Raw genomic sequence first — 20,654 nt, 5'->3', positions numbered from 1 at the left:
CGCCGCCGCGCATTGTCGCGCTTGCGATTTCGGCTTGGACAGCTGGTATGAACAGCTGGTCGACATGTGGATCGAGCTAAGTGGACACCCGCTGGCCACCGGACACTCGGGTTCACTCGTCGTTTCTCTCAAGCGTCGACTTGCGCCGCTGGCAAAAAGCGTTGCACCACGCTGGTTTTGGCGACGCAAATACCGCATCCTGCGGGATCTCGGAAATTGCCACACGGAGATGCAGCTGGTGCGATCACTGTGCGACCCTAATCGGGTGTCGCTGGACATCGGCGCCGATGTCGGCGAATTCGCGATCGCGATGCTGGGCTCATCGCGCTCGGTGATCGCCTTCGAACCGCGGCCCAGGCAGGCCAGTTCGCTGGCCGCGATGTTCGGCGCGGTCGGCGCAGCGGTGCGCGTCGAGGCGGTGGCGGTGTCGGACGCACCCGGGGTGACGACGATGCGGGTGGTGGAGTCGGCGCCCGGCCGCAGCACCATCGACGCCCACAACCCGTTGAATGACGCCGGCGGCAGTCGGGTCGCCAACATCGATGTACCAGTGGTGCGGCTCGATGATCTGCAGCTGGACCAGATCGGATTCGTCAAGATCGACGTCGAGGGCCACGAACTTGCGGTGTTGCGTGGTGCCGCCGACACGCTCAAACGCAATCGGCCGGCATTGTTCATCGAGGCTGAGGAACGTCATCACCCCCGCGCCGTCGCCGGAATCGCAGAATTCCTGGCCGGGCTCGAATACACGGGATACTTCGAAGTCGACGGCGTCCGCCGGCCGCTTGAGGAGTTCGACCTCACCGAGCATCAGAACCCAGCGAACCTCGACGGATGGTTAACGGGCGTGACCTACGTGAACAACTTCGTCTTCCTGCCGGCGCCGGCCTGACAGAAGTCACACTGCAGCATTCGCCGAAAGCCTTATCCGGCCTCGAAAACGGCGTAGATGCTGACGGTGGTGAACCGCTCGAATCGACGAAAGTAGCCGCGAACCCGTTCGAGAACAGACAGCAACCACTTGTCGCCCCGGTTGTAGGCAATGGCACGAAGCCGCAGTCCGCTGTTTTCGAATGCAGCCCGGAACTGGCCCGGGGTATTGCCGTTGAGTCCGATGTCTACCAAAGAACGCACGGGATGACCGTTGTGGCGAGCTGCAGCCGCGCACACTGCGCGCATGGGCAGAACGGCGTGTGCCCACGGCACTTTGAGGCCTGTGCGCCCATGGTCCCCGTAAGGGCTGTAATACAGCGGGCTGAAACCTGCATAGATTTGTCCGCCCGGTGCCAATCGCTGGCCGAGTTCCTTCATCAGCGACGCCAGATCCTCGACATGTTCGAAGGTGTCTTTGGAGACGATGACATCGAACAATTGTTGCTGCGCAAGGGAAGCCGCGTCGATTGCCTGGAATGTCACCCGATCTACCAGGTGGGGAAATCGCTGCACTAGGTTACGTTTGGCGAAGTCGATGCGACATTCGTCCAAGTCGACGCCCAGCACCGTAGCTCCCGCCTGGGCGATCTCGATGGACATCGCTCCATGGCCACAGCCGACCTCAAGGACACGTTTGCTGTCCCAGTCGGGCGGCCCCCCGAACCGCCGCCAATACTCTCTGTTGGAGTCAAGTTGCTCGTCGAAGTACCGCCGGGCGTACTCTTCGGTTTCGGCCACTGGCACGCCTCCCTGAGTCGGAATACTAAAAGTATTCAGCGTCTGTCTAAACATACCATAAGGATGTACTATCGAAGTGTTATGGGTGGCCAGTTTGGGACTTCGCAGACCGTGCATGCGTCGGGAGCAGACTTCGGCCGATTCGCGGCGATGAGACGGTTCGCTGCACTGGACGGGTTACGAGCGCTGAGTGTGATCGCAGTGGTGTGGCATCACACCTCGGGGACCCCGGGTCCTGCGATCTCGGACAAGGGCTACCTCGGCGTGGATTTCTTTTTCGCCATCAGTGGGTTCTTGATCACGACGCTGCTGGTACGTGAACAGCATTCGACAAAGGCGATCTCATTGCGAAAGTTCTATGCCCGCAGGGCACTGCGGATCTTTCCGCTGTACTACGTGACGCTGGGCTGCTACATCGTGTTGGTGATCGCGACTCGTCGCCACACTCCTGAAGGCACCCAATTCCTGCGCAATCTGCCGACATTCGCGACGTACACGTCCAACTGGTTCGTCGACCTCGGCCACGGCAATTCCGTGCCGTTCTATTTCGCTTGGTCATTGGCGACCGAGGAACAGTTCTACCTGCTGTGGCCGCCAGTGCTGGTGGCCACGTTGAGCGTCACGAAGGGGAAACGGATTTGGCCCTCGCTGTGCGCGCTGGGGGTGTTGGTGGTGATATCGCAGGCGGTCTCCGCGGTCGCGGATACCACGGTATTGCCATGGAGTATCCCGGCGAGTTTGGCGCTTCCGATCCTGCTCGGCGCCGCCGCGGCGCTCATCGTCAGCAGACGGCGTGGGTTCGAATTGGTGAGCCCGGCTCTCGGCCGGGTTTGGTCTGGGCCCGTCACAGCAGTTGTATTGGTGTTTGCAATCGGAATGAACGCTGCACGGCCGATCATCGGGATCCTCATGGTTTCGGTCGTAGTGAGTGTCTGTTTGGCCGAGCGGACCCCGCTGCACCCGGTACTGCGGTGCAAGCCATTGGTGTTCGTAGGAGTGATCAGCTACGCGGTTTACCTGTTGCACATGTTGTCTGCCAACCTCGTTCGAGGTGTTCTCCATGAGCAATTCGGGATCGAGGTGTTCGTGGCCACGCTCGGCACAGTGATTGCCGTTGCCTACCTCAGCTTCCGCTTTTTCGAGACGCCCCTGTTGAGGCTCAAGCGACGGTATGAAAGCGGCGGCGAGCGCGACGGTGATGAACTGTCCCGTATGGCGGCGGCAACCTCATAGCTAGAGCCGAAATGCGTTGTATTCGTCGGTAGCTCAAGCCGAGATGCGCGACGGCGTGGTTGCACGACCTGTGATTCGACTACGATCGCCGCCCGCGCGGTCGGCAGGTAGCCACCGCACCATTCGGTACAGAAATTTCGGATTCCCCAACATATATCGAGGCACCTTGTGAGGTTCGCGAATCATGATGTCGACCCATTCCATACCGATCCGTCGGGTCAACATCGAGGCTCGCACCCGAGTGCCTGCCCAGAAACCGAACAGCCCGCCGGTCCCCGCGACCAGGGGCACCCGCAATGCCGCACGATGGTGGGCGATCCATTCCTCCTGCCGCGGGTTGCCGAACCCGACCAATAGCAGATCCGGTGCGGCAGCGTTGATCAGCTCGATCACCGGACCGTATTCGTCGTCATCAAGCCAGCCTTGGTGTCGTCCGACGACCTCGACGTCGAATTGTCGCGCGACAGCGGCCGCCGCCGCGGCATTGACGTCGTCGATACCGCCCAGCAGGAAGACACGGAGTCCGGGTGTCGTGGCGAGCAAAGCCGGCATCATGTCACTACCGTTCAGATTGCCCTGCAAGCGCAAGCCGCGCAGACGTGCTGCCCAGCGCACCCCGGTCCCGTCGGCGTATACCAAGTCGGACCCATTGAGCACGCACGCATAGTCTCGGTCCTCCACAGCGAAGTTCAGGGTGTTTGCATTGACGAAGAACAATGAACGGCAGGCTGCGCGGTCACGGATGATCGCCTGCAATTCGGCAACCGCCTCATGCATTTGTTGGTCCACCACATCGATTCCGACGATCCGGACAACTCTGCGCATTAGATTCTCCCTGTTACTCCGCGTGCAACCTGGAAGATGACCTCCAGCAACTGTTCTCCGGCGCGGTCGACATTGCACCGTCGCGCGTAGTAGCGCGCCGCCTCCGCTCCGCGCTGCGCCGCCGTCACCGGGTTGGCCAGCCGGTCGAAAACCGCGGCTAGGCCGTCGACATCGTCGACGCCCACCGGTGGGCAGCCCGGTGGCTGATATTCAGGCGGGCCTCCGACATTGGAAACCACCGGCATGACACCCAATTGCATCGACAGCACCTGCACACCGCTTTGCGAAGCGCGGCGGTAGTGCGCGATCGAGCCCTTTGCAGCCGCCAGGGTGGTCACCACGTCGCGGTAGCGGTAGCTGCCCCGGCGCCACGTCGTGTGCTTGGGCAGCAAGCGCTCCATGATCGGGCCGTCACCGATGAAGACCAGGTTGTCGCCGCGCCAGCCACCGCCGTCGACGTGCCGCTGCCAAGCTTCCAACACCACATCGACGTTCTTGTAGGGATTGAGCCGGCCTACCATCACGAAGTCGTGCCGCCCATCCGCGCCGACCAGTGCGGGAACCTGCGCGGTGTCCAGGTCGCTGGTCAGCGGAACCACTCGTATCGGGGTGCCGGCCACGTCGCGCCGGTTCGTGACGCTAGCTGCGACGTGGTCGCTGTAGGTGATGGTGGCCGTCGAACCGGCGCCCCAACGGTCGAACACCGCGGACTCGTAGGCCGGTCGCAATTCGGCAGCGTCGTGAGCGCGGTCGTCGTGCACCAATTGGATGCGCGGTACCCGTCCAGCCAACGCGATCCAGCGCAGATCGCGTACCAGTTCGGTGATCACCACGTGCGGCCGGTAAGCCCGTATCCGTCGCCAGGCAGCAAGGGTGGTGGGCCAGGTTGACGCCGTGCGGACTCCGGGGTCTAGCACCAGCTCGTAGTCGCGGGCGACATCCGACTCCGGGTGCAAGTCGGACGTCACCAGCAGTACGTCGATGCCACGGCGCCGCAGCGCCTCGACCTGCACCCGGGCCAGCGGACGCATCCACGGCGAAAGCCACAGTACCCGAGGGGCTTTCACAGCACCGCGCCGATCGCTTCGAGATAGGCATCGGTCATCGCCGTCACTGTGTAATGAGTTCGCAGTCGCTCGAAGCCGCGCTGACCGACCCCCGGCAGCGCGCCCGGGTCGGCGATGATGCGGGCTAACTGGTCGCGCCATCCGTCTACGGAGACCGGTTCCACGACGAATCCCGCCCGCCCGAAATCCAGCATTTCCGGAACAGCGCAGATCGCGGACGCCGCAACGGGCACCGCTCGGACCATCGCCTCGAGAATGGCCATTGGAAATGCCTCCGAGCGACTCGGCACGCAGAGCAGGTCCGCTTTGGCCAGCGCAGGTTTCGGTCCTGCCGCCCAACCACGCCAGTGCACCCGATCGCGTAACTCGGTGGGGGTGCGGGCCTGCAGCCGCTCCCGGTCGGGACCGTCACCGAAGATCGACAGCGTCCACGGGAGATCGGTCAGCCCGAGTAGCGCTTCGATCAGCAGCAACGGATTCTTGTGCTCGACAATTCGCGAGAGCATCACCAGTTGCAGCGGATCGCCGGCCAGGCGCAGCCGGGGACGTGGTTCAAGCTCGAGTGCTACGCCGTTCGGAGCCACGAAATGCCGTCCGTCGAGGCGGTGGTGTATTGCCAGCATGTCCCAATGTCGCTGCGCCAGCACAATGAAACCGTCTGCGCGGCGCATCGCGGCGGCCAACGGCCGCGAGTAGATCGGCCGGTCCTCCTGTGGCGGGGTGTGCGGCGCGACCAGCCAGCGTCGGCCGGTCCCGCCGGCCCGCCACAGTGTGGCGAAACCGGTTTCGGTGTTGGTGTCGCCGCTGATCAACACCGCCGGGCCGTCGGGAAGGTCGAGGACCGGTGCCCACCAGGGTTGACGCATCACGCGCACACCCGGCGGGATCTCCGTGATCAATGGGCCGAAGCGCTGCACGCAGACGAGCGTGACCGGGTAGCCACGACGGCTCAATTCACCTGCGAGCAAGACCTTTTGACGTTCGGCGCCGCCGTACACCAGGCGGTTGGTGGTGATCACGATCGCTGGTAGGTCGGTAGGTGGACCGCTGCGCGCGTGTCGCCGGGAGCAGTGCATCCGGCCCAGGAGCGTCGTTGCGGCCAGATACGCATCGGCGTGGTGGACGCTTTGCTGGTGTTCGATCAGCAGCGCGGTGTCGGCGCGCAGCAGGTCGCGGCTCCGGATGCCTTCGGCGGCTGAAACCTCTTCGGCATCCCCGCGCGGGACGTGGTGGTGGACGGCCAGTTCGTCGGCCAACAGGATGCGCCAGCCCGCGCTGCGCGCCCGGGCCTGCCAGTCGACCTTATCGCCGTAGCAGAAGAACTCCTCATCGAAGCCGCCGATGCTGTTCCACGCCGCTCGGTTGATCGCCAGGCAGGTATCGCCGGCATAGCCCGCGGTGGTGGGTAATTCGACCGGCTGTCGGCCGCAAGGATGTGAGGAGCCGGCCGCGGCGATCAACGCGCGGATCAGCGTGAAGCGCCGCGTCCCGGTGTCCCACGGCGCCGGAGCACGACCAGCGCTGGGACGCCACAGCGGCGAAACGGCCGCGACGCCCGGTTGGCGAATCAGTTCGCGGGTGCGAGCCAGCGATCCGCGAAGCCGGGCGCCAGCAGTGAGCATCAGCAGATCAGTCTCCGGCGGGGTGTGCTCGACCAATGCGTTGAATGCTGCCGCGAAACCGGACTTCGCCGGTCCAACAACCCAATTCGCCTCGGGGTAAAGCGTGGCCAGCTCTTCCCGGCCGGAACTCGCGCTGTCGCCGTTCTCGGAGATGTAGACGGGAAGCTCGGGCAAATGCTCGGCAACACTGGCGAGACATCGATCGAGCCGGTCGTTGTTTTCAGCCGCCACGATCAGCACCGCGAGCTGCCGACCAGATCGGAGAGGGGACACGTGACGGGATGGCGTTTTCAGATAGGCCCGGTCTCTTTCGCGGCTCACATCGTCACCTGCTGTCTGCGCAGGGCGGCCAGCGTCGACCACTTAACGGGCCCGAATGCCATGCCGGCCGCCAGGTAGACCGCAAATGCGGCGGTCAGCACAACCAGCACGTGCTGTTCGGACAACAGCAGCGCCACAACGACACTGGCCGCAGTTCCGGGCAGCAACCGCAACAAGAACATCACCGGCGTCCGGTAGGCGCACTGCTGTTGCAGCCACCAACTGGCGATCGCCAAACGCGCCAACTCGGTACACACCACCGCGACGCCGGCGCCAACGGCTCCGAACCGTCCGTCCAGAGCGACGTTGAGCCCGACCAGTAGCACCAGTTCCGCGATGGACATCCGAAACAGGAACGTCTGTTGGTGGCAGGCGAACAAACCTTGACTGAGAGTGCTGCCGACGAATCGCAGTGCCGCAGCAGTGCACAACAGTGCCAGCGCCACTTTACCTCGATCGACGAACGCCGCATCGCCGAAGAGCCCGATCAGGGAGCCGGACAGGAGACCCCCGATAACCGCAACCGGGACCGCCAGAAACCACATCAGTTCCACACTCCGGCGCATGAACCGGGCGAATGCAGCGACATCACGCGAGAACAGCTCGGTGGCCGTCGACAGGGTCGCTTTCTGGAAGAAGAGCGACAGGATCACGGTGTTGAGTGCGACCGTGCAGGCCAACGCATACACCCCGACCTCGGAATGGCTACTCACCAACGACAAGACAACGCCGTCGCAGCGCCAGTACACGGTTGCGAGCACGACCACACCGATCACCGGAGAGGCTTCCCGCAACAAGTCGGCGGTTTCCCGCCAGGAAAAGATTGGGCGCAACGAGATGTTCCGTGCCGCAGCCGCGCCCTGGATCAGAAGTTGCAGGGTGGGCGGAATGAGTTGAGCCACCGCAAACCAGACGATGTCCGCTTGGGTCGCGACCAGCCAGGCGATCGCGGCCAGTGTGGCCAGCCGGCTGGCGACATCGGAGAACGCGACGGCAAAGAATCGGACGCTGGCGAGGAAGACCGGCTCGAACCGTGCTGTCATCGTCATCATCAGGAGCTGCCCGGACAGCACCACCAGCATCGTTCGTACGTCGGAGTCGCGGTAGACGAGCAATCCTGACCCGACCGCCAACACCGCCAGCGGAACGCAGTACACCAGCGACAAGCCGCTGTTTACCCGCACCAGGCGTTCGAGGTTACCGCGGCCGTCAGTCACGCGCCGCACGATCACATCGCCAATACCGAGGTCGGCCAGGCTGGCCCAGGTACCGATGAAGACGATGGCGATCGTGAGCTGGCCGTAGCGGTCGGGGCCCAAGTGGTGTGCAGTGATGGCAACCGACACCATCGAGGCCAGCATCCCGAGCACCCGGCAGACCACTTGGACCGCGAATGCATGGGCTATTCGCTGATGCGAGATAGGAAGTGCCACCGACGTTGGCAGCGGTCCTGAGGTCGGTTTCGCGGCCACCCGTGCGTCGTAACCCGCGGTCACTTAGTACGCTCCGTCGCGCATCAAGACAGCTCGTATTGTCTTTGCGATAATGAGTAGATCGCCTGCCATCGACCAGTTGTCGACGTAGGACAGGTCCAGCCGCACCGATTCGTCCCACGACAGATCTGACCGGCCGCTTACCTGCCATAAGCCGGTAACTCCCGGCTTGACCAACATTCGCCGCTTGACGTCACCGTTGTATTTCGCCACTTCGCGCATCAACGGCGGTCTCGGGCCAACCACGCTCATGTCCCGCTTCAAAACGTTGATGAATTGCGGCAATTCATCGATGCTGAATCGGCGGAGTATCCTGCCGATCGGCGTGACTCGGGGATCGTCACGCATCTTGAACAGCATTCCGCCGGTGCTTTCATTCAGCGGCAGCAGCCGGTCGATGTCTTTGTCCGCCCCGTCGACCATCGTCCGAAACTTGAACATCGTGAACGGCTTGCCTTCGATGCCGATACGTTCGGATGGGTAAAAAACCGGTCCTTTGCTCGTCAACTTGATCGTGATAGCTGATGCGATGAGCAGCGGTGAGGTCCCGATGAGGGCGGCCAGCGAGAAGCAGAAGTCGAAGGCCCGTTTCTGGAAGCGCTTAGCCTCTTGATATTGCGGTTTTTCGACATGAAGTAGTGGAAACCCTGCGACGGGCCGCAGCGCCAGCCGCCCTTCGGCGACATCCATCACCCCCGGCGCGACGACGAGGTCGACATCCATCGTCTCCAATTGCCACATCAGTTGCCGGATTCCCTGTACACCGAAGCGTTCTGTCCCAGTCACCGCCACGGTGTCCGCACCGCAACGGCCGATCGCGGCCAGCGCGTGCGTCTCGTCTCCGAGGATCGGGATCTCACGGCCATGCACCAAAAGCTTCTTGCCGCGGGAAGGCCCATATCCGGGGATGCCGACCCCCACCAGGACATAGCCGTCTTTCGGGTTTCGGGTCAGTTCTTGCGCAAGGTGTGACACCGCCCTTCGATCGCCAATCGCCAGCACCTTCGTTTGGTACTTGCCCAGTGCGCGCTTCTCGGAAATGTGGTGTCGCCACAACGCCCGGCTGGCCAATAACGCCACGGTGCCTACCGGTAGCGCAACCGCTAAATAGCCTCGGGCCAAGAAGATTCTGGCCAGCAGCGTTGTCATTCCGATGGTCCCGAACGTCCAAAACGACGCGCTCACGATGCGCCGGTATTCGTCGATCCCTGCACCGATGATCCGCGCCGATCTGGTGTGGAAGACCGTTAGGAAGGACATCCAGAGCACCACGAACAGGAGGGAGAACGACGTCATGACCGGAGCCGAATATCCCGACGTGGTGAGGTTTTCCCCAAACCGGACGAATTGAGCCAGCATCACGGATGCGAAAACGATCACTGAGTCGCTGATGCACAGGTGTGCCGAATACCGTTGCTGCCAACGCCGAGCGGTGTCATGCCGGGGCAAGGACGGCTGCAAAACGACCGGCGTATGGCCGTTCTGGCGGGAAAGCGACGACGTGGTCATGGCGGGTCGACTTAGGTGGTGGCCGCCACGCCGGGCGGGACGTCGACCGGCATCAGGCTCTGTGCCTCGAGTAGTCGGTCCACCAATCGGCCGGGCGGCACGCGGACGTCGTCGTAGGTCAGCGTCGAATCCCCGGGAACGTCACGGGTCAACGTGCACCCTTCGGCGGCGCCGATCGGCAGCAGTCGTTGATCTCGCGCGATGTGAGCCTTCTCGGCCTGCCCGTAGTAGTGATAGCCGCCGAGTCGGTCCAGCACCGTGCCGGCCTTAAGGTTGGTTTTGGTCGTTGCGACCGCCTCGACATGGCGGGTCGGCAACGCCCGCACTGCTGCGTCGCCCATCAGAACAGCCCGCGCTGCGGTGATCGGGACCTCGAAGTGGCACAGATGAAACGGGGTGTAAAAACTGTACAGCGGGCCCTTGCCCAGCTTGTACAGTTCCAGATAGTGCTGTTGCTTCGGATCATCGTGAGCGCCAAGGCAGTAGACGCCGGGGCCAGGTTTGGTGTACACGACATAGTCGACCGCTCCGCCGAGGGTGTAGAGCTCGTCGACGCTATAGCAGCGGGTCAAGTCGTCGACATGTCCGCCATGATTGCGGCCGAGCATGCCGCGTTGATGTACCGACATCCCCGTGGCGTTCGCCACAATCGACTGCTCGATGCTCACCTTGGTGCCGTCGGCGTAGCTGGTGGCCAGCCACGGTTCCTGCCCCCAACGCCGGGCGAACCCCTCCTGGATGGTGGGATTGCGGTATGGGTCGTGCAGACCTTTGACGCTGCCGCTGACCAATGGCCTGACTCCGATGCTGCGTACCAACCGGATTAGGCTCATCTGCGCCCCGGGGCGGTCGCCAGCACAGCCGGTAAACACCACGCCCGCGCTGTCGGCGAGTCGGCCCAACTCGCTGCCAACGGTCGCGTCCACTTCGACATTCATCAGTACCAAGTGCTTTCCCCCGGCGAAGCAATCGAGCGCCAGATGACAGCCAAATTCGACGGCACCGGTCGCGTCGATCACCACATCGATGCCGTCAGCCTGGGTGATGACACGAAAATCCTCGGTGACCGCTGTAATATCCTGGCGGATAGCGAGATTCAGCGCAGACGCACTGTTGGCTTCGGTCGCGTCATCCACGCCTGCATCGATGAGTGCTTTGAATGCCTTATCGGGGCTGCGCACCGCAATGGCAGCCAGTGTGATCCCGGGCGAGCTGTTGACGATCTGATTGACCAATCCGCGTCCCATGAACCCGCATCCGGCGATCGCGACCCGTATCGGGCTGCCTTGCGCGGCTCGGTGGGCCAGTAGCTTGTCGACTCCCGTCAGCATGATGCCGCACTCCTGATCGATGCCAGCGGCGGCCAACTGGCGTCCAACTCAGAGATCACCATGACAGGCAGCGGCCAAACTATACCGAATGCTGGCTCGTCCCAACGGAATCCCTCCTCGCCAGCTGGCACATGGGGGGCGCTGACCTGGTAGAGGACTTCGGTGTTGTCGATGAGCGTCTGGAAGCCGTTTGCCACATACGGCGGCAAAAACAATGCCCGGTGGTTATCGGCGCTCAGTTCCACCTTCACGTGCTTGCCGTAGGTCCCCGACTCGGGACGGGAGTCAACGGCCACGTCAACAATGGCGCCTCGGGTGCAGCGAACCAGCTTGGCCTGGGCGTGGGGCGGCTTTTGCCGGTGCAGCCCCCGCAGGGTGCCCCGCGCATAGTTATAGGAGATGTTCGTCTGCGCCACGGTGGAATTCAGTCCGTAGTCCGAAAATTCGTCGGCACAGAACGCACGTGAGAAGAAGCCACGATGATCGCGGTGGGTTTCGATGTCGACGATCGTCACTCCCGCTACCGCTGTAGGCGTGTACTTCACTCAAGCTCCCCTTCCAGAACGTGCGCTCGTCGACCTGCCTGGTCTCGAGCGGGGCCTCGATGTGTTTGAGCCGGATGTTCCGGGCTGATTGGCCGGGACCGTCGACAACGGTGTCGTACGAGACAAACTAGCCATCGACATAAGTAGCGATTATACAGTCAGAACGACTGAATAATCCAGCGGTAAATACCGGGAGTACTGTCGATCTGCGGAGCCATCTCGGTGGGCAAGGCCTGCAGTAGCGGGGACGATGAGTCAGGCCCCTTGGCGTCCAACCACTCGGGTCCGGCTTTTGTCGGTCGCGGCCGCGGTGAGGCGGTGGACCGCCTGAACTAACTCGTCGACATCGTCCGTCGTCGTCGCAAAGGAGGTGACGAAGCGCACGACGCTCGGTTCCCAACGGCCGTGGTAAAAATCGAAACCCTCGTCGATAAGTTCGTTGATGACCTGCTGTGGCAGGTGGCAAAAGAGGATGTTCGCTTGTGGAGTTCCGAGAAGGCCGATGTTGGCAATGGATTGCAGTCCCTCTTCGAGTCGCGCTGCCATGGCATTAGCGTGGCCGGCATTGCGCAGCCACAGATCATCGGTGAGGTAGGCATCGAGTTGCACGGCGGCAAAACGCATCTTGGCGGCGAGTTGACCGGCTCGCTTAGCCCTGAAGCGGAGTTCCCTGGTGATGGAGGAGTCGAAGACGACGATCGCATCGGTGGTTATGGCCCCGTTCTTGGTGGCGCCAAACGACAACATGTCGATGCCAGCCCGCCAGGTCAGTTCGGCGGGGCTGCAGCCCAATGCGGCGACGGAGTTGGCGAACCGAGCGCCGTCCATATGCACGCGCAGGCCCGCGCGCTTTGCAATGGCGGCCAGGTGGCTGATCTCGGTGGGCGTATATACCGCGCCCGTCTCGGTGGCCTGGGTGACGCTCAGCACGGAGGGTTGCACGCTGTGCACGTCTCCGGCCTTGCGGTGTACCGCCGTCTGCAACTCGTCGGTGTCGATCTTGGCGTTGTCACCGCCGAGGACAATGAGTTTGGCACCTCCGGTGAAGAACTCCGGTGCGCCGCATTCGTCGTTGTTGATATGGCTGTCACGGTGGCACAAAACTGCGCCCCACGTCGGTGTCAGGGTGGCCAGGCTCAATGCGTTCGCCGCCGAGCCGCTGGAAACTGGGAGCAAATCGACGTCGCGCTCAAAGATCTCGCTGATGCGATACTGTGCGCTCAAGGTCCAACTGTCGGCTCCATACGGCGGTGCCTGCCCCGGGGCCGCCGCTGCAACAGCTGCGATGATCTGCGGTGCACCGCCGGCGGTGTTGTCGCTGCTGAAACAGCGATACGTCGACGGGTCACGCACTTCACCGCGCATCCCCGCGGATCCGCCCTGGGTTATCCGGTGCGTGTCGCTGCTCGTTCTTGATCCAGGGATTCCAGCATCAACCGTGCCAGCTGCGCTACCTCGGGCAGCTGGAGCAAGGTGGCGTGGTGTCCGGTGAGACGTTCGACCGTCAGAGTCCCGTTGTGAAAGTCGTCCCATCCCAATAGATCCGCCTCCATTTCGGCTGCGCTGTCCTCGCTTACGAACAGCTGAATCGGTACCTCGTGTCCAGGCTGCCGGTATAGGCATGCGATTTCCAGAGCACCGCGCATATCGAAGTCGTTCAGTGATGGTGGTGGCCGCAGCACACTGGGGCCACTTTTAAGTACCCGAAGCAGGGCGTCGGCGTACTTGGTCCACCGCTGACGCAGCGGGAGTTCGCGTAACCGTTCATGCCGCCCACGCAGTGTCAGCTGTGACAGCTGTGCCCGCCGCCGTTCCGTCAACGTCGGTGCCAGAGCATCGAGGATGCTCAGCCAGCTGACTTGCCGGCCGGAATCGACAGCCTGACGGGCAACTTCGTAGGCCACGAGTCCACCCATCGAATAACCCGCCAGCGCAAGTGGGCCTTCCGGCTGCCGGTTTTGGATTATCGAAAAGGCTTGGCTGGCGTGTTGCTCGATGGAAACGGATCGATCGAACCGTCCGTCTGGCTGGTCAGGGATCAGCACATGGACCGGCTGCACGGCACCCCACTGCGCCGCAAAGTGTCTCAGGCTCATCGCCGATGCAGGGTCGGGGAAAATGAAATGCACTGGTGGTGATTCGGAGCTGCTGACTTCGGTTGTGGTTGAGTTGGCTGCTCCGAGCAAAGCGGCAAGCCCTGCAATTGTTCTGCCGCTGTCGACGAACGCCGCCAGCGGCACCGGCACACCGAATGTGCGTTGCGCTTCGAAGATCAGCCGGGCCGCCAGCAGCGAATGACCACCGATGTCAAAGAAGTCGCAGTTGACGTCGGTTACGGGAGTATCCAGCAGAGCAGCCCACAGCTTCGCGACGCGCCTTTCCATATCGGTGCGTGGAGATTGAGCGCCGGCGTGACCTGTTGCCGGCTGCGACGGGGCGGGCAGTGCGGCCTTGTCGAGTTTCCCGCTGGCGGTCGTTGGGAGCGCGCTCAGATGCACGAATGCGCTGGGGACCATATATTCGGGCAGTCGGCACCGTAGCCAATCGCGCGCCTCGGCATGGCTAGGGTGCCCCGACTCGCCCACGATGTATGCGACCAACTGCCGTTCGGCGTTGGGCGTCTGGCGAGCGACTACTGCACAGGATCCCACGTCTGGGTGCTCGCACAGGGTGGACTCGATCTCGCCCGGTTCGATGCGAAAGCCGCGGATCTTGAGCTGGTCGTCGTAGCGGCCTAGGTGTTGTATTCGGCCATCGGGCAAAGCCCTGCCACGATCGCCAGTGCGATAGATGCGTTCGCCCGGTTGGAATGGGTCTTCTCCGAACCGCCGCGCATGCTCGCCTGGCTGGTTGAGATAGCCACGCGCGACACCAGCTCCGCCGACGGCGATTTCACCAGGGACTCCGATCGGTTGGATCCGCCCCCGAGCGTCCAGAATGTATACCCGTACGCCCGGCAATGCAGTTCCCACGGTGATCATGTCGCCGTCGGCCAGCCGAGCGGCTGCAGCGACCACGGTCGTTTCCGTGGGACCCCATGCGTTCCAGACTGCCCGGCATCTCTGCCGGAGCGCTCCGGCAAGCGCATCGCTGAGTGCTTCGCCGGCAGGTACCGCGGTCAGATTCCGATCTCCACTCCAGCCTGCGGCGATGAGCGCCGACCAGGTCGTCGGGGTTGCCATGAGGTAGCTCACGTGGGCATCCGCGATCAGGCGGCACAGTGCTGCGGGGTTCATCGCCTGCTCGCCGGTCGCGAGTACCAGGCGTGCACCGCACGCCAAGGCGCAGAAGATGTCGCCGACCGCCATATCGAAAGTGACGGCGGCTACCGAGAGCACCGTATCGGTTGCCGTGACTCCGAACTCGCGAAACATGCTGTGCATCAGGTTCACGACGTTGCGATGTTCGACGACCACACCCTTGGGACGGCCGGTGGAGCCGGAGGTGTACATCACGTAGGCCAGATCGGCGGGGGATACCGCGACGTGACAATTCGCGGATGGCCAGGATTCGGCGAGGCTGATCACACTCGCTGTGTCGACCGCTATGTCAGTTGGCAGCTGACGATCGACGACAATGATGTTCGCGGCGGCGTCGCTGATGCAGTAGTTGTTCCGGGCGGCCGGCTGGCGAGGATCCAGTGGCAGATACGCCGCACCGGACTTGAGGATCCCGAGCAGTGCCGCCACCAGATCGGGCGTGCGGTCCAGAAGCACGGCCACCACTGTGCCGGGCGCCGCGCCTGTGGCCACCAACCTCGATGCGATCGCAGTCGCGCGGTCGTCCAGTTGGCGATAGGTCAGGGTCGCGCTGCCGACCTGTACGGCTATCGCGTCGGGTGTGCGGTCGACCTGTGAGCTGATGACCTCGTGTATGCACTGCGCTGAGATACCTTGTGGCGCCGCACGGTTCCAGCCCAACTGTCGCCGGCGCTCAGTCGGGGTAACCAGATCGTGTTCGTCCATCGGTATTCCGGGCGCTGCCGCGACGACATCGAGCAATCGGCACAGGTGCCGTGCCATCTCATGCGCCGTCTCTCGGTCGAACAAATCGGTGCTGAAAAAGAACCGTCCTACGATTCGTCCCTCGGGCCGTTCGTCCAGCTCGATACTGATGTCGAACTTCGCCGATCCCACCGCGTCGCTAACATCGGATTCCATCAAATGCAGGGTCCAGTCATCCGCCTCGGGCGTCGACGGCGGCTCAAATGCCAATGCCGTTTGAAATAGCGGATTCTGGCGTGGATCTCGCGGTATGCCAAGGCCGGCTACCAAAGTCTCGAAGGGCACTACGTCGCCGAGCGCCTCGATGACCACGCGGCCGATCCGGTCTACCAGCGCAGCGAACGACTCCTGGCCCGACACGTCGCAACGCACGACCACTGGGGTGACACCGTAGCCGGCCACCTCCAGCAGATCGCTGCGGTGGCGCAGGTCATGCGGAGTGCCGAAGATGACCTCGGCGGACTCGGTGTAGAGATGCAGCCACCAGGCGTAGGCGGCGGCCAACGCGTGGAAAAGGGTGCCGCCCGCGTTTCGGGTCGCGCGACGCAGTCCATCCACGGTGGCTTGTTCGATCGTCAGCGGGATCGTGCCCCCGGCAAACTTCTGATGTGGCGGTCGGGGGTGATCGAACGGCAGCTGAGTCGGCGTGCTGCCGGCGAGCCGGGTGCGCCAGCGCGCGATTCGGGCGGCTATCTCAGGGCCGCCGACCCAATCGAGTTCCCAGGTGGTGTAGTCGGCGTATTGCGCCTGCGGGGCGGCCAGCCACGACGGCATGCCCGTGGCGTAGCTGCTGTACAGGGCCACCAGGTCGGGAAATACGACTCGATTCAGAGTTGTGCCGTCGAAAATCAGATGGTGTAGGCCGAGATAGAGCCGATGGTCGTCCTCGGCGATGTGGATCAATCGTGGACGGATCAGTGGTCCCTGTGTGAGGTCGTATGGGCGCAGGGTCTCCGCGGCGGCGATCTCGACTGCGCGGCGGTGGGCCTCCTCGCGGCTTAGGCCAGACAAATCAGTAACGGCCAGTTCGACTTTCGCCGGATCCCGCACAATCTGGTGAGGCACACCGTCGACATAGTCAAACGTCGTTCGCCACGCCTGGTGTCGGCTGACGACTTCAGTGAGCGCCTGTTGCAGCGCATCCACATCGAGCACACCGGCCTTATGGATGGTGATCAGCTCGTTATAGACGGGCGACTCCGGTGCGAGTTGGCTCAAGTACCACAGTTGGGCCTGCGAAACCGAAAGCGGCAGCGGGCCGGACGGCCTCCGTGAAATGATCGCGCGCGGTCCGGCCACCTTGCCGGAACCGGCCGCCTGGACTCGTTGTTCGAAGAGCGCGTGACGGATTTGGGTGAGGCGGGCGGCGTCATCCGCGGTGGCGGTCATATCCGCCACCGGATCGCCAGCCGAACCGGCTCAGCTGGCTGCTGGTGGGTGTCATCGTTTGAACCTGCATCCGCGCATTGTTCGGTCAAGTCTGTCGTCGTAACGACTTGGGACAACTCGTCGACGCTCATCGCGTCGATGTTGGCCATCACCAACCGTTCAACCTCGGCGGCCATCGCAGACACCGTGGGATTCTCGAAGATTGACCACAGTGGTACCTCGACGCCGAACGCTTCCCCGATTTCGATGGACAGCTGGAGGGCCGCCTCGTAGGTAGTGATCAGCTTGTTGTAGGCGGGTAAGTCCGGTGCGAGTTGGCGCAAGTAATCGGATGCGGTGAGTGCCGGACGCGCGTGCGGTTCGGTTGTTGGGGTCGAGGTGACCGCCCGGAGTGGTTGTTCGAAGAGCGCGCGGCGCAGTCGAGGAACGTCGGCGGCATCGTCGGTTGCCCTGGTCATGCTCGCCACCGGATCGGCAGGGTGGCCAGCCCACGAAGCCCCAAATTCGCGCGCCATTGGGGTGCATCGTCGACCAACTCGAGATCGGGCAGGCGGGTTAGCAGGACATCGAACGCGATCTGGCCCTCGATGCGGGCCAGCGGCGCGCCGAAGCAGAAATGCGGGCCCCACGCGAACGCCAGATGGCGATTGTCCTGGCGGGCCAGGTCGAGCCGATCAGGATCCGCAAAGCGCTCAGGGTCCCGGTTGGCAGCGCCCATCACGGCGATGACCGCTTGGCCCTGCTGGATCGGCTGGCCGCCCAACACAAGGTCTGCGGGCGCGATCCGCGCGGTGTGCTGACTGGGGCTTTCGTAGCGCAGCAACTCCTCGACGGCCACCGGCAGCATGGCCGGGTCATCGCGCAACTGCTCCACTGCCGTCGGGTGGCGCAGCACCGTCAGTAGCCCATTGCCGATCAGGTTGGTGGTCGTTTCCTGGCCACCCACCATCGTCACAATCGTGTTGGCGATGACCTCGTCGTCGGTAAGCCGGTCGCCGTCGACCCGGGCCTGGCTCAACGCGCCGATCAGGCCGTCGGCGGGCGCAGCAGAGTGCCGTGCCAGCGCGTCGCGGAAGTACCCGGTCATGTCTGAGACCGTCTGCACTACACCGTCGATGCCATCCGGGTTGTGCTGGAAGTTGCCAAGCATCTGCGCAAACGACTGAGACCAGTCTTTGAGCAGCTCGTGGTCTTTTGTTGGTACGCCAAGCATTTCGGCGGTGACAATCGCTGGCAGCGGGTTGGCGAAGTCACTCATCACGTCCATCTGGCCGCGTGCGAAGACCCGGTCGATCAGGTCGTTGGCAATATCGCGGATATGGCTGCGCAGCAGCTCTACCCGCCGGGCGGTGAATGCGGTCGAGGCCAGCCCGCGCACCCGGCGATGCTGGGGGGCGTCCATGAACAGCATTTGTTTGACCATGACCTGGGCCACCGGTGCCATTCGCTGCATGCCGAGTTCGGTCAGCTTCTCGGGAGTGGGTGTCCGGTCCGCGTGGAATCGTCCGAGCACCTCGGCGACGTGGTCGTAGCGCGTGACTACCCATGCGTGCAGGAAACGGTCCCACAGCACCGGCGACTCTTGGCGCAGCCGCGCGTACAACGGATACGGGTCGGCAAGGACCTCGGGGTCGAGTAGATGAAACAGGCTCAGCGGGGAGCTGGTGCGTGTCGTCATCGTTTCGGGTCTCCTTCGTCCTGTGGTAACTCAGTTCCGGCTGGCGCAGCGGCCCGGACCAACTCATCGGCACTCATGGCCTCGATGTCGGCCATCAGCAGCCGTTCAACCTCGACGGCCATGTCGGCTACCGTCGGATTTTCGAAGACCGACCGCAGCGGTACCTCGACGTTGAACGTTTCCCCGATCCGGATGGACAGCTGCGCGCCCAGCATCGAGTGACCGCCGAGAGCGAAGAAGTCTTCATCGATTCCAACCCCGGGCAGCCAGAGCCGCTCGGCCACGATCTCGGCCAATATGCGCTCCAGATCATTGCGGGGCGATACCAGGTTCCCGCGGCCAGAGATCTGAGACCCGAGTTCGCGCAGCAGCTTACGGTCGATCTTGCCGTTCGCATTGGTGGGAAGCTCCGCCAATACAGTGCAGTCAGCCGGAACCATGTGAGGAGGCAGCCGCTTTGACAGATACTCGCGCAACTCCGCGGTTGCGGGCGTACGTCCCGCTGCGCCGACGACATAGGCACTGAGCCGCTGGTCGCCGTTGTTACCAACGGCCACGACTGCGCTGGTGTAGACCTTCGGGTGCTGGTCGAGCACAGCGGCGATCTCGCCGAGTTCTATCCGCAGGCCCCGGATGTGCACCTGCTCGTCGAGTCGGCCCAGGTGGACCAGTTGACCGTCGGCACGCAGTCGCACCAAATCGCCAGTGCGGTAACAGCGGTGACCCGCGCCGTTGACGAAGAATTTGGCCCGATTGAGATCTGGATGTCCCAGGTAACCGCGAGCGACCGAGACACCGCCGATGACGAGTTCACCGGCGATGTCGGGCGGAAGGGGCCGGCCGTCGGGGTCGACTACGGTCAGCTCTACCCCGGGGATAGCCGCACCGAGCGTTGGCAGTTCCGAGCACCCACCCGCTGCATCGGCAGGCGCGACGGTGCCTGATGTCGATACCACCGTGGCTTCCGAAACGCCGTAGTTGTTGACCAGCCGGAACGGCAAACCTGCTTGCGGGCGCCGGAGCAGCAGGTCGCCGCCGGTAAGCAGGAGTCGCAACGGGGCAGTGGCGGGCCAGTCGAGCGCAATGACCGCTTCGCACAGCGGTGTCGGCAGAAATGTCGTCGTAATACGTTCGGCCAGCAGCCAGTCACGCAATGCGATGGGATCGGTTTTCACAGTCTCCGGTGGGACGTGCAGCGATGCGCCAGCGGCCAGGCACGGCCAGATCTCCCACACGGCTGCGTCGAATCCAGGACTCGATATCAATGCGCATCGGTCCGATTCGCTGATATCGAACGCCTTCTGGTGCCAATCGACGAGGTTTGAGAGGCCGGCGTGCTCGATGATGACGCCTTTCGGGCGGCCGGTGGAACCAGAGGTGTACACGACGTAAGCCGGATCTGTGGTCGCGACCGTTACCGGAGCTGAAAGTGCCAAGGAGGCAGGTTGCATCGGCTCTATGGCGCGGGCCGCAGCAAATCGCCCGGCGACACCCGTTTTTGCCACCAGAAGTTGTACACCCGAGTCGGTCAACATGAATTCGAGCCGGTCGTCGGGATAATCCGGGTCCAGTGCTACGTAACAGCAACCGGCAGCGAGTACCCCCAGCGCCCCAACTATCAGCTCGGTCGACCGAGGTAAGCACAGCCCAACCGGATCGCCCGGGCGCACGCCGGCTACATTCAGCTGCCCTGCCAAAGCGAGCGCCCGCAGCCACAGCTGGTCGTACGACAGATCACCGTCTGGTGACGTCAACGCGTTAGCAGCCGGCCACTTGCGGACGGCTTTTTCCACCCGCGCGACTACTTGCGTCTCGACAGCGCTCATGCAACGCGTCTCCGACATCTCTGGCGGCGGTGATGTCGTCACGAACGACATGTGCTCCTCCTAATGGAAGCAGGCCCGCCCCGGAGAGGGCCGCGGGTTGCGTGGCGCCGGCGATGTCGCCGTGTATACCGAGCATACAC

Annotated in this window: 15 protein-coding genes; 2 read left to right on the top strand and 13 right to left on the bottom strand. The window is 63.3% G+C overall.

The features are described from left to right. Window positions 1-64: 64 nt before the first annotated feature. Window positions 65-892: an FkbM family methyltransferase gene (locus AC5Y5W_RS03720; RefSeq protein ID WP_500022146.1), complete on the top strand. Its 828-nt coding sequence runs from the start codon at window positions 65-67 to the stop codon at window positions 890-892. Between the two features lie 32 nt (window positions 893-924). Here AC5Y5W_RS03720 and AC5Y5W_RS03715 read toward each other — a convergent pair whose 3' ends face one another. After that, window positions 925-1,671: a class I SAM-dependent methyltransferase gene (locus tag AC5Y5W_RS03715; RefSeq protein ID WP_500022092.1), complete on the bottom strand. Its 747-nt coding sequence runs from the start codon at window positions 1,669-1,671 to the stop codon at window positions 925-927. Window positions 1,672-1,752: 81 nt separating this feature from the next. On the opposite strand from AC5Y5W_RS03715, the gene AC5Y5W_RS03710 reads away from it, so the two are divergent. Continuing rightward, the gene (locus tag AC5Y5W_RS03710; protein ID WP_500022091.1) at window positions 1,753-2,904 is read left to right on the top strand and encodes an acyltransferase family protein; all 1,152 of its coding nucleotides are present in this window, start codon (window positions 1,753-1,755) and stop codon (window positions 2,902-2,904) included. A 33-nt stretch (window positions 2,905-2,937) separates the two neighbouring features. On the opposite strand, the gene AC5Y5W_RS03705 is transcribed toward AC5Y5W_RS03710, so the two are convergent. The 12 genes from AC5Y5W_RS03705 to AC5Y5W_RS03650 form a co-directional block, all read right to left on the bottom strand. Continuing rightward, window positions 2,938-3,729 (bottom strand): WecB/TagA/CpsF family glycosyltransferase, encoded by a 792-nt coding sequence (locus tag AC5Y5W_RS03705; protein WP_500022090.1) that lies wholly within the window; start codon window positions 3,727-3,729, stop codon window positions 2,938-2,940. Next, a complete protein-coding gene (locus AC5Y5W_RS03700) occupies window positions 3,729-4,760 on the bottom strand; it encodes a glycosyltransferase family 4 protein (protein WP_500022145.1) in 1,032 nt (343 codons plus the stop codon). The genes AC5Y5W_RS03705 and AC5Y5W_RS03700 overlap by 1 nt, the downstream gene beginning before the upstream one ends. Before the next feature lie 32 nt (window positions 4,761-4,792). Further along, complete coding sequence (locus tag AC5Y5W_RS03695) at window positions 4,793-6,739, bottom strand: glycosyltransferase (RefSeq protein WP_500022089.1); 1,947 nt, start codon at window positions 6,737-6,739, stop codon at window positions 4,793-4,795. Then, a complete protein-coding gene (locus tag AC5Y5W_RS03690; protein ID WP_500022144.1) occupies window positions 6,736-8,184 on the bottom strand; it encodes an oligosaccharide flippase family protein in 1,449 nt (482 codons plus the stop codon). The genes AC5Y5W_RS03695 and AC5Y5W_RS03690 overlap by 4 nt, the downstream gene beginning before the upstream one ends. A 51-nt stretch (window positions 8,185-8,235) precedes the next feature. Next, the gene (locus tag AC5Y5W_RS03685) at window positions 8,236-9,741 is read right to left on the bottom strand and encodes a sugar transferase (RefSeq protein ID WP_500022088.1); all 1,506 of its coding nucleotides are present in this window, start codon (window positions 9,739-9,741) and stop codon (window positions 8,236-8,238) included. Window positions 9,742-9,752: 11 nt separating this feature from the next. Next, complete coding sequence (locus AC5Y5W_RS03680; protein ID WP_500022087.1) at window positions 9,753-11,072, bottom strand: NAD(P)H-dependent oxidoreductase; 1,320 nt, start codon at window positions 11,070-11,072, stop codon at window positions 9,753-9,755. After that, on the bottom strand, window positions 11,066-11,617 hold the full coding sequence (locus tag AC5Y5W_RS03675) for a dTDP-4-dehydrorhamnose 3,5-epimerase family protein (RefSeq protein ID WP_500022086.1): 552 nt from the start codon (window positions 11,615-11,617) through the stop codon (window positions 11,066-11,068). Before AC5Y5W_RS03675 ends, AC5Y5W_RS03680 begins: the two co-directional genes overlap by 7 nt. Window positions 11,618-11,872: 255 nt before the next feature. Beyond that, window positions 11,873-12,982, bottom strand: coding sequence for a threonine aldolase family protein (locus AC5Y5W_RS03670; RefSeq protein WP_500022085.1), 1,110 nt, complete (start codon window positions 12,980-12,982; stop codon window positions 11,873-11,875). 20 nt (window positions 12,983-13,002) lie between these two features. Continuing rightward, window positions 13,003-17,010, bottom strand: coding sequence for a non-ribosomal peptide synthetase (locus tag AC5Y5W_RS03665; RefSeq protein ID WP_500022084.1), 4,008 nt, complete (start codon window positions 17,008-17,010; stop codon window positions 13,003-13,005). Then, window positions 17,007-17,468: a hypothetical protein gene (locus AC5Y5W_RS03660; protein ID WP_500022083.1), complete on the bottom strand. Its 462-nt coding sequence runs from the start codon at window positions 17,466-17,468 to the stop codon at window positions 17,007-17,009. The genes AC5Y5W_RS03665 and AC5Y5W_RS03660 overlap by 4 nt, the downstream gene beginning before the upstream one ends. Beyond that, the gene (locus AC5Y5W_RS03655; protein WP_500022082.1) at window positions 17,465-18,688 is read right to left on the bottom strand and encodes a cytochrome P450; all 1,224 of its coding nucleotides are present in this window, start codon (window positions 18,686-18,688) and stop codon (window positions 17,465-17,467) included. Before AC5Y5W_RS03655 ends, AC5Y5W_RS03660 begins: the two co-directional genes overlap by 4 nt. Further along, the gene (locus AC5Y5W_RS03650) at window positions 18,685-20,565 is read right to left on the bottom strand and encodes a non-ribosomal peptide synthetase (protein WP_500022081.1); all 1,881 of its coding nucleotides are present in this window, start codon (window positions 20,563-20,565) and stop codon (window positions 18,685-18,687) included. The genes AC5Y5W_RS03655 and AC5Y5W_RS03650 overlap by 4 nt, the downstream gene beginning before the upstream one ends. Window positions 20,566-20,654 lie beyond the last annotated feature (89 nt).

The organism is Mycobacterium sp. NGS51 (assembly GCF_059812525.1).
Note: the sequence above shows the minus strand (reverse complement) of the source record. Positions and strands in the feature narration are given on the sequence as shown.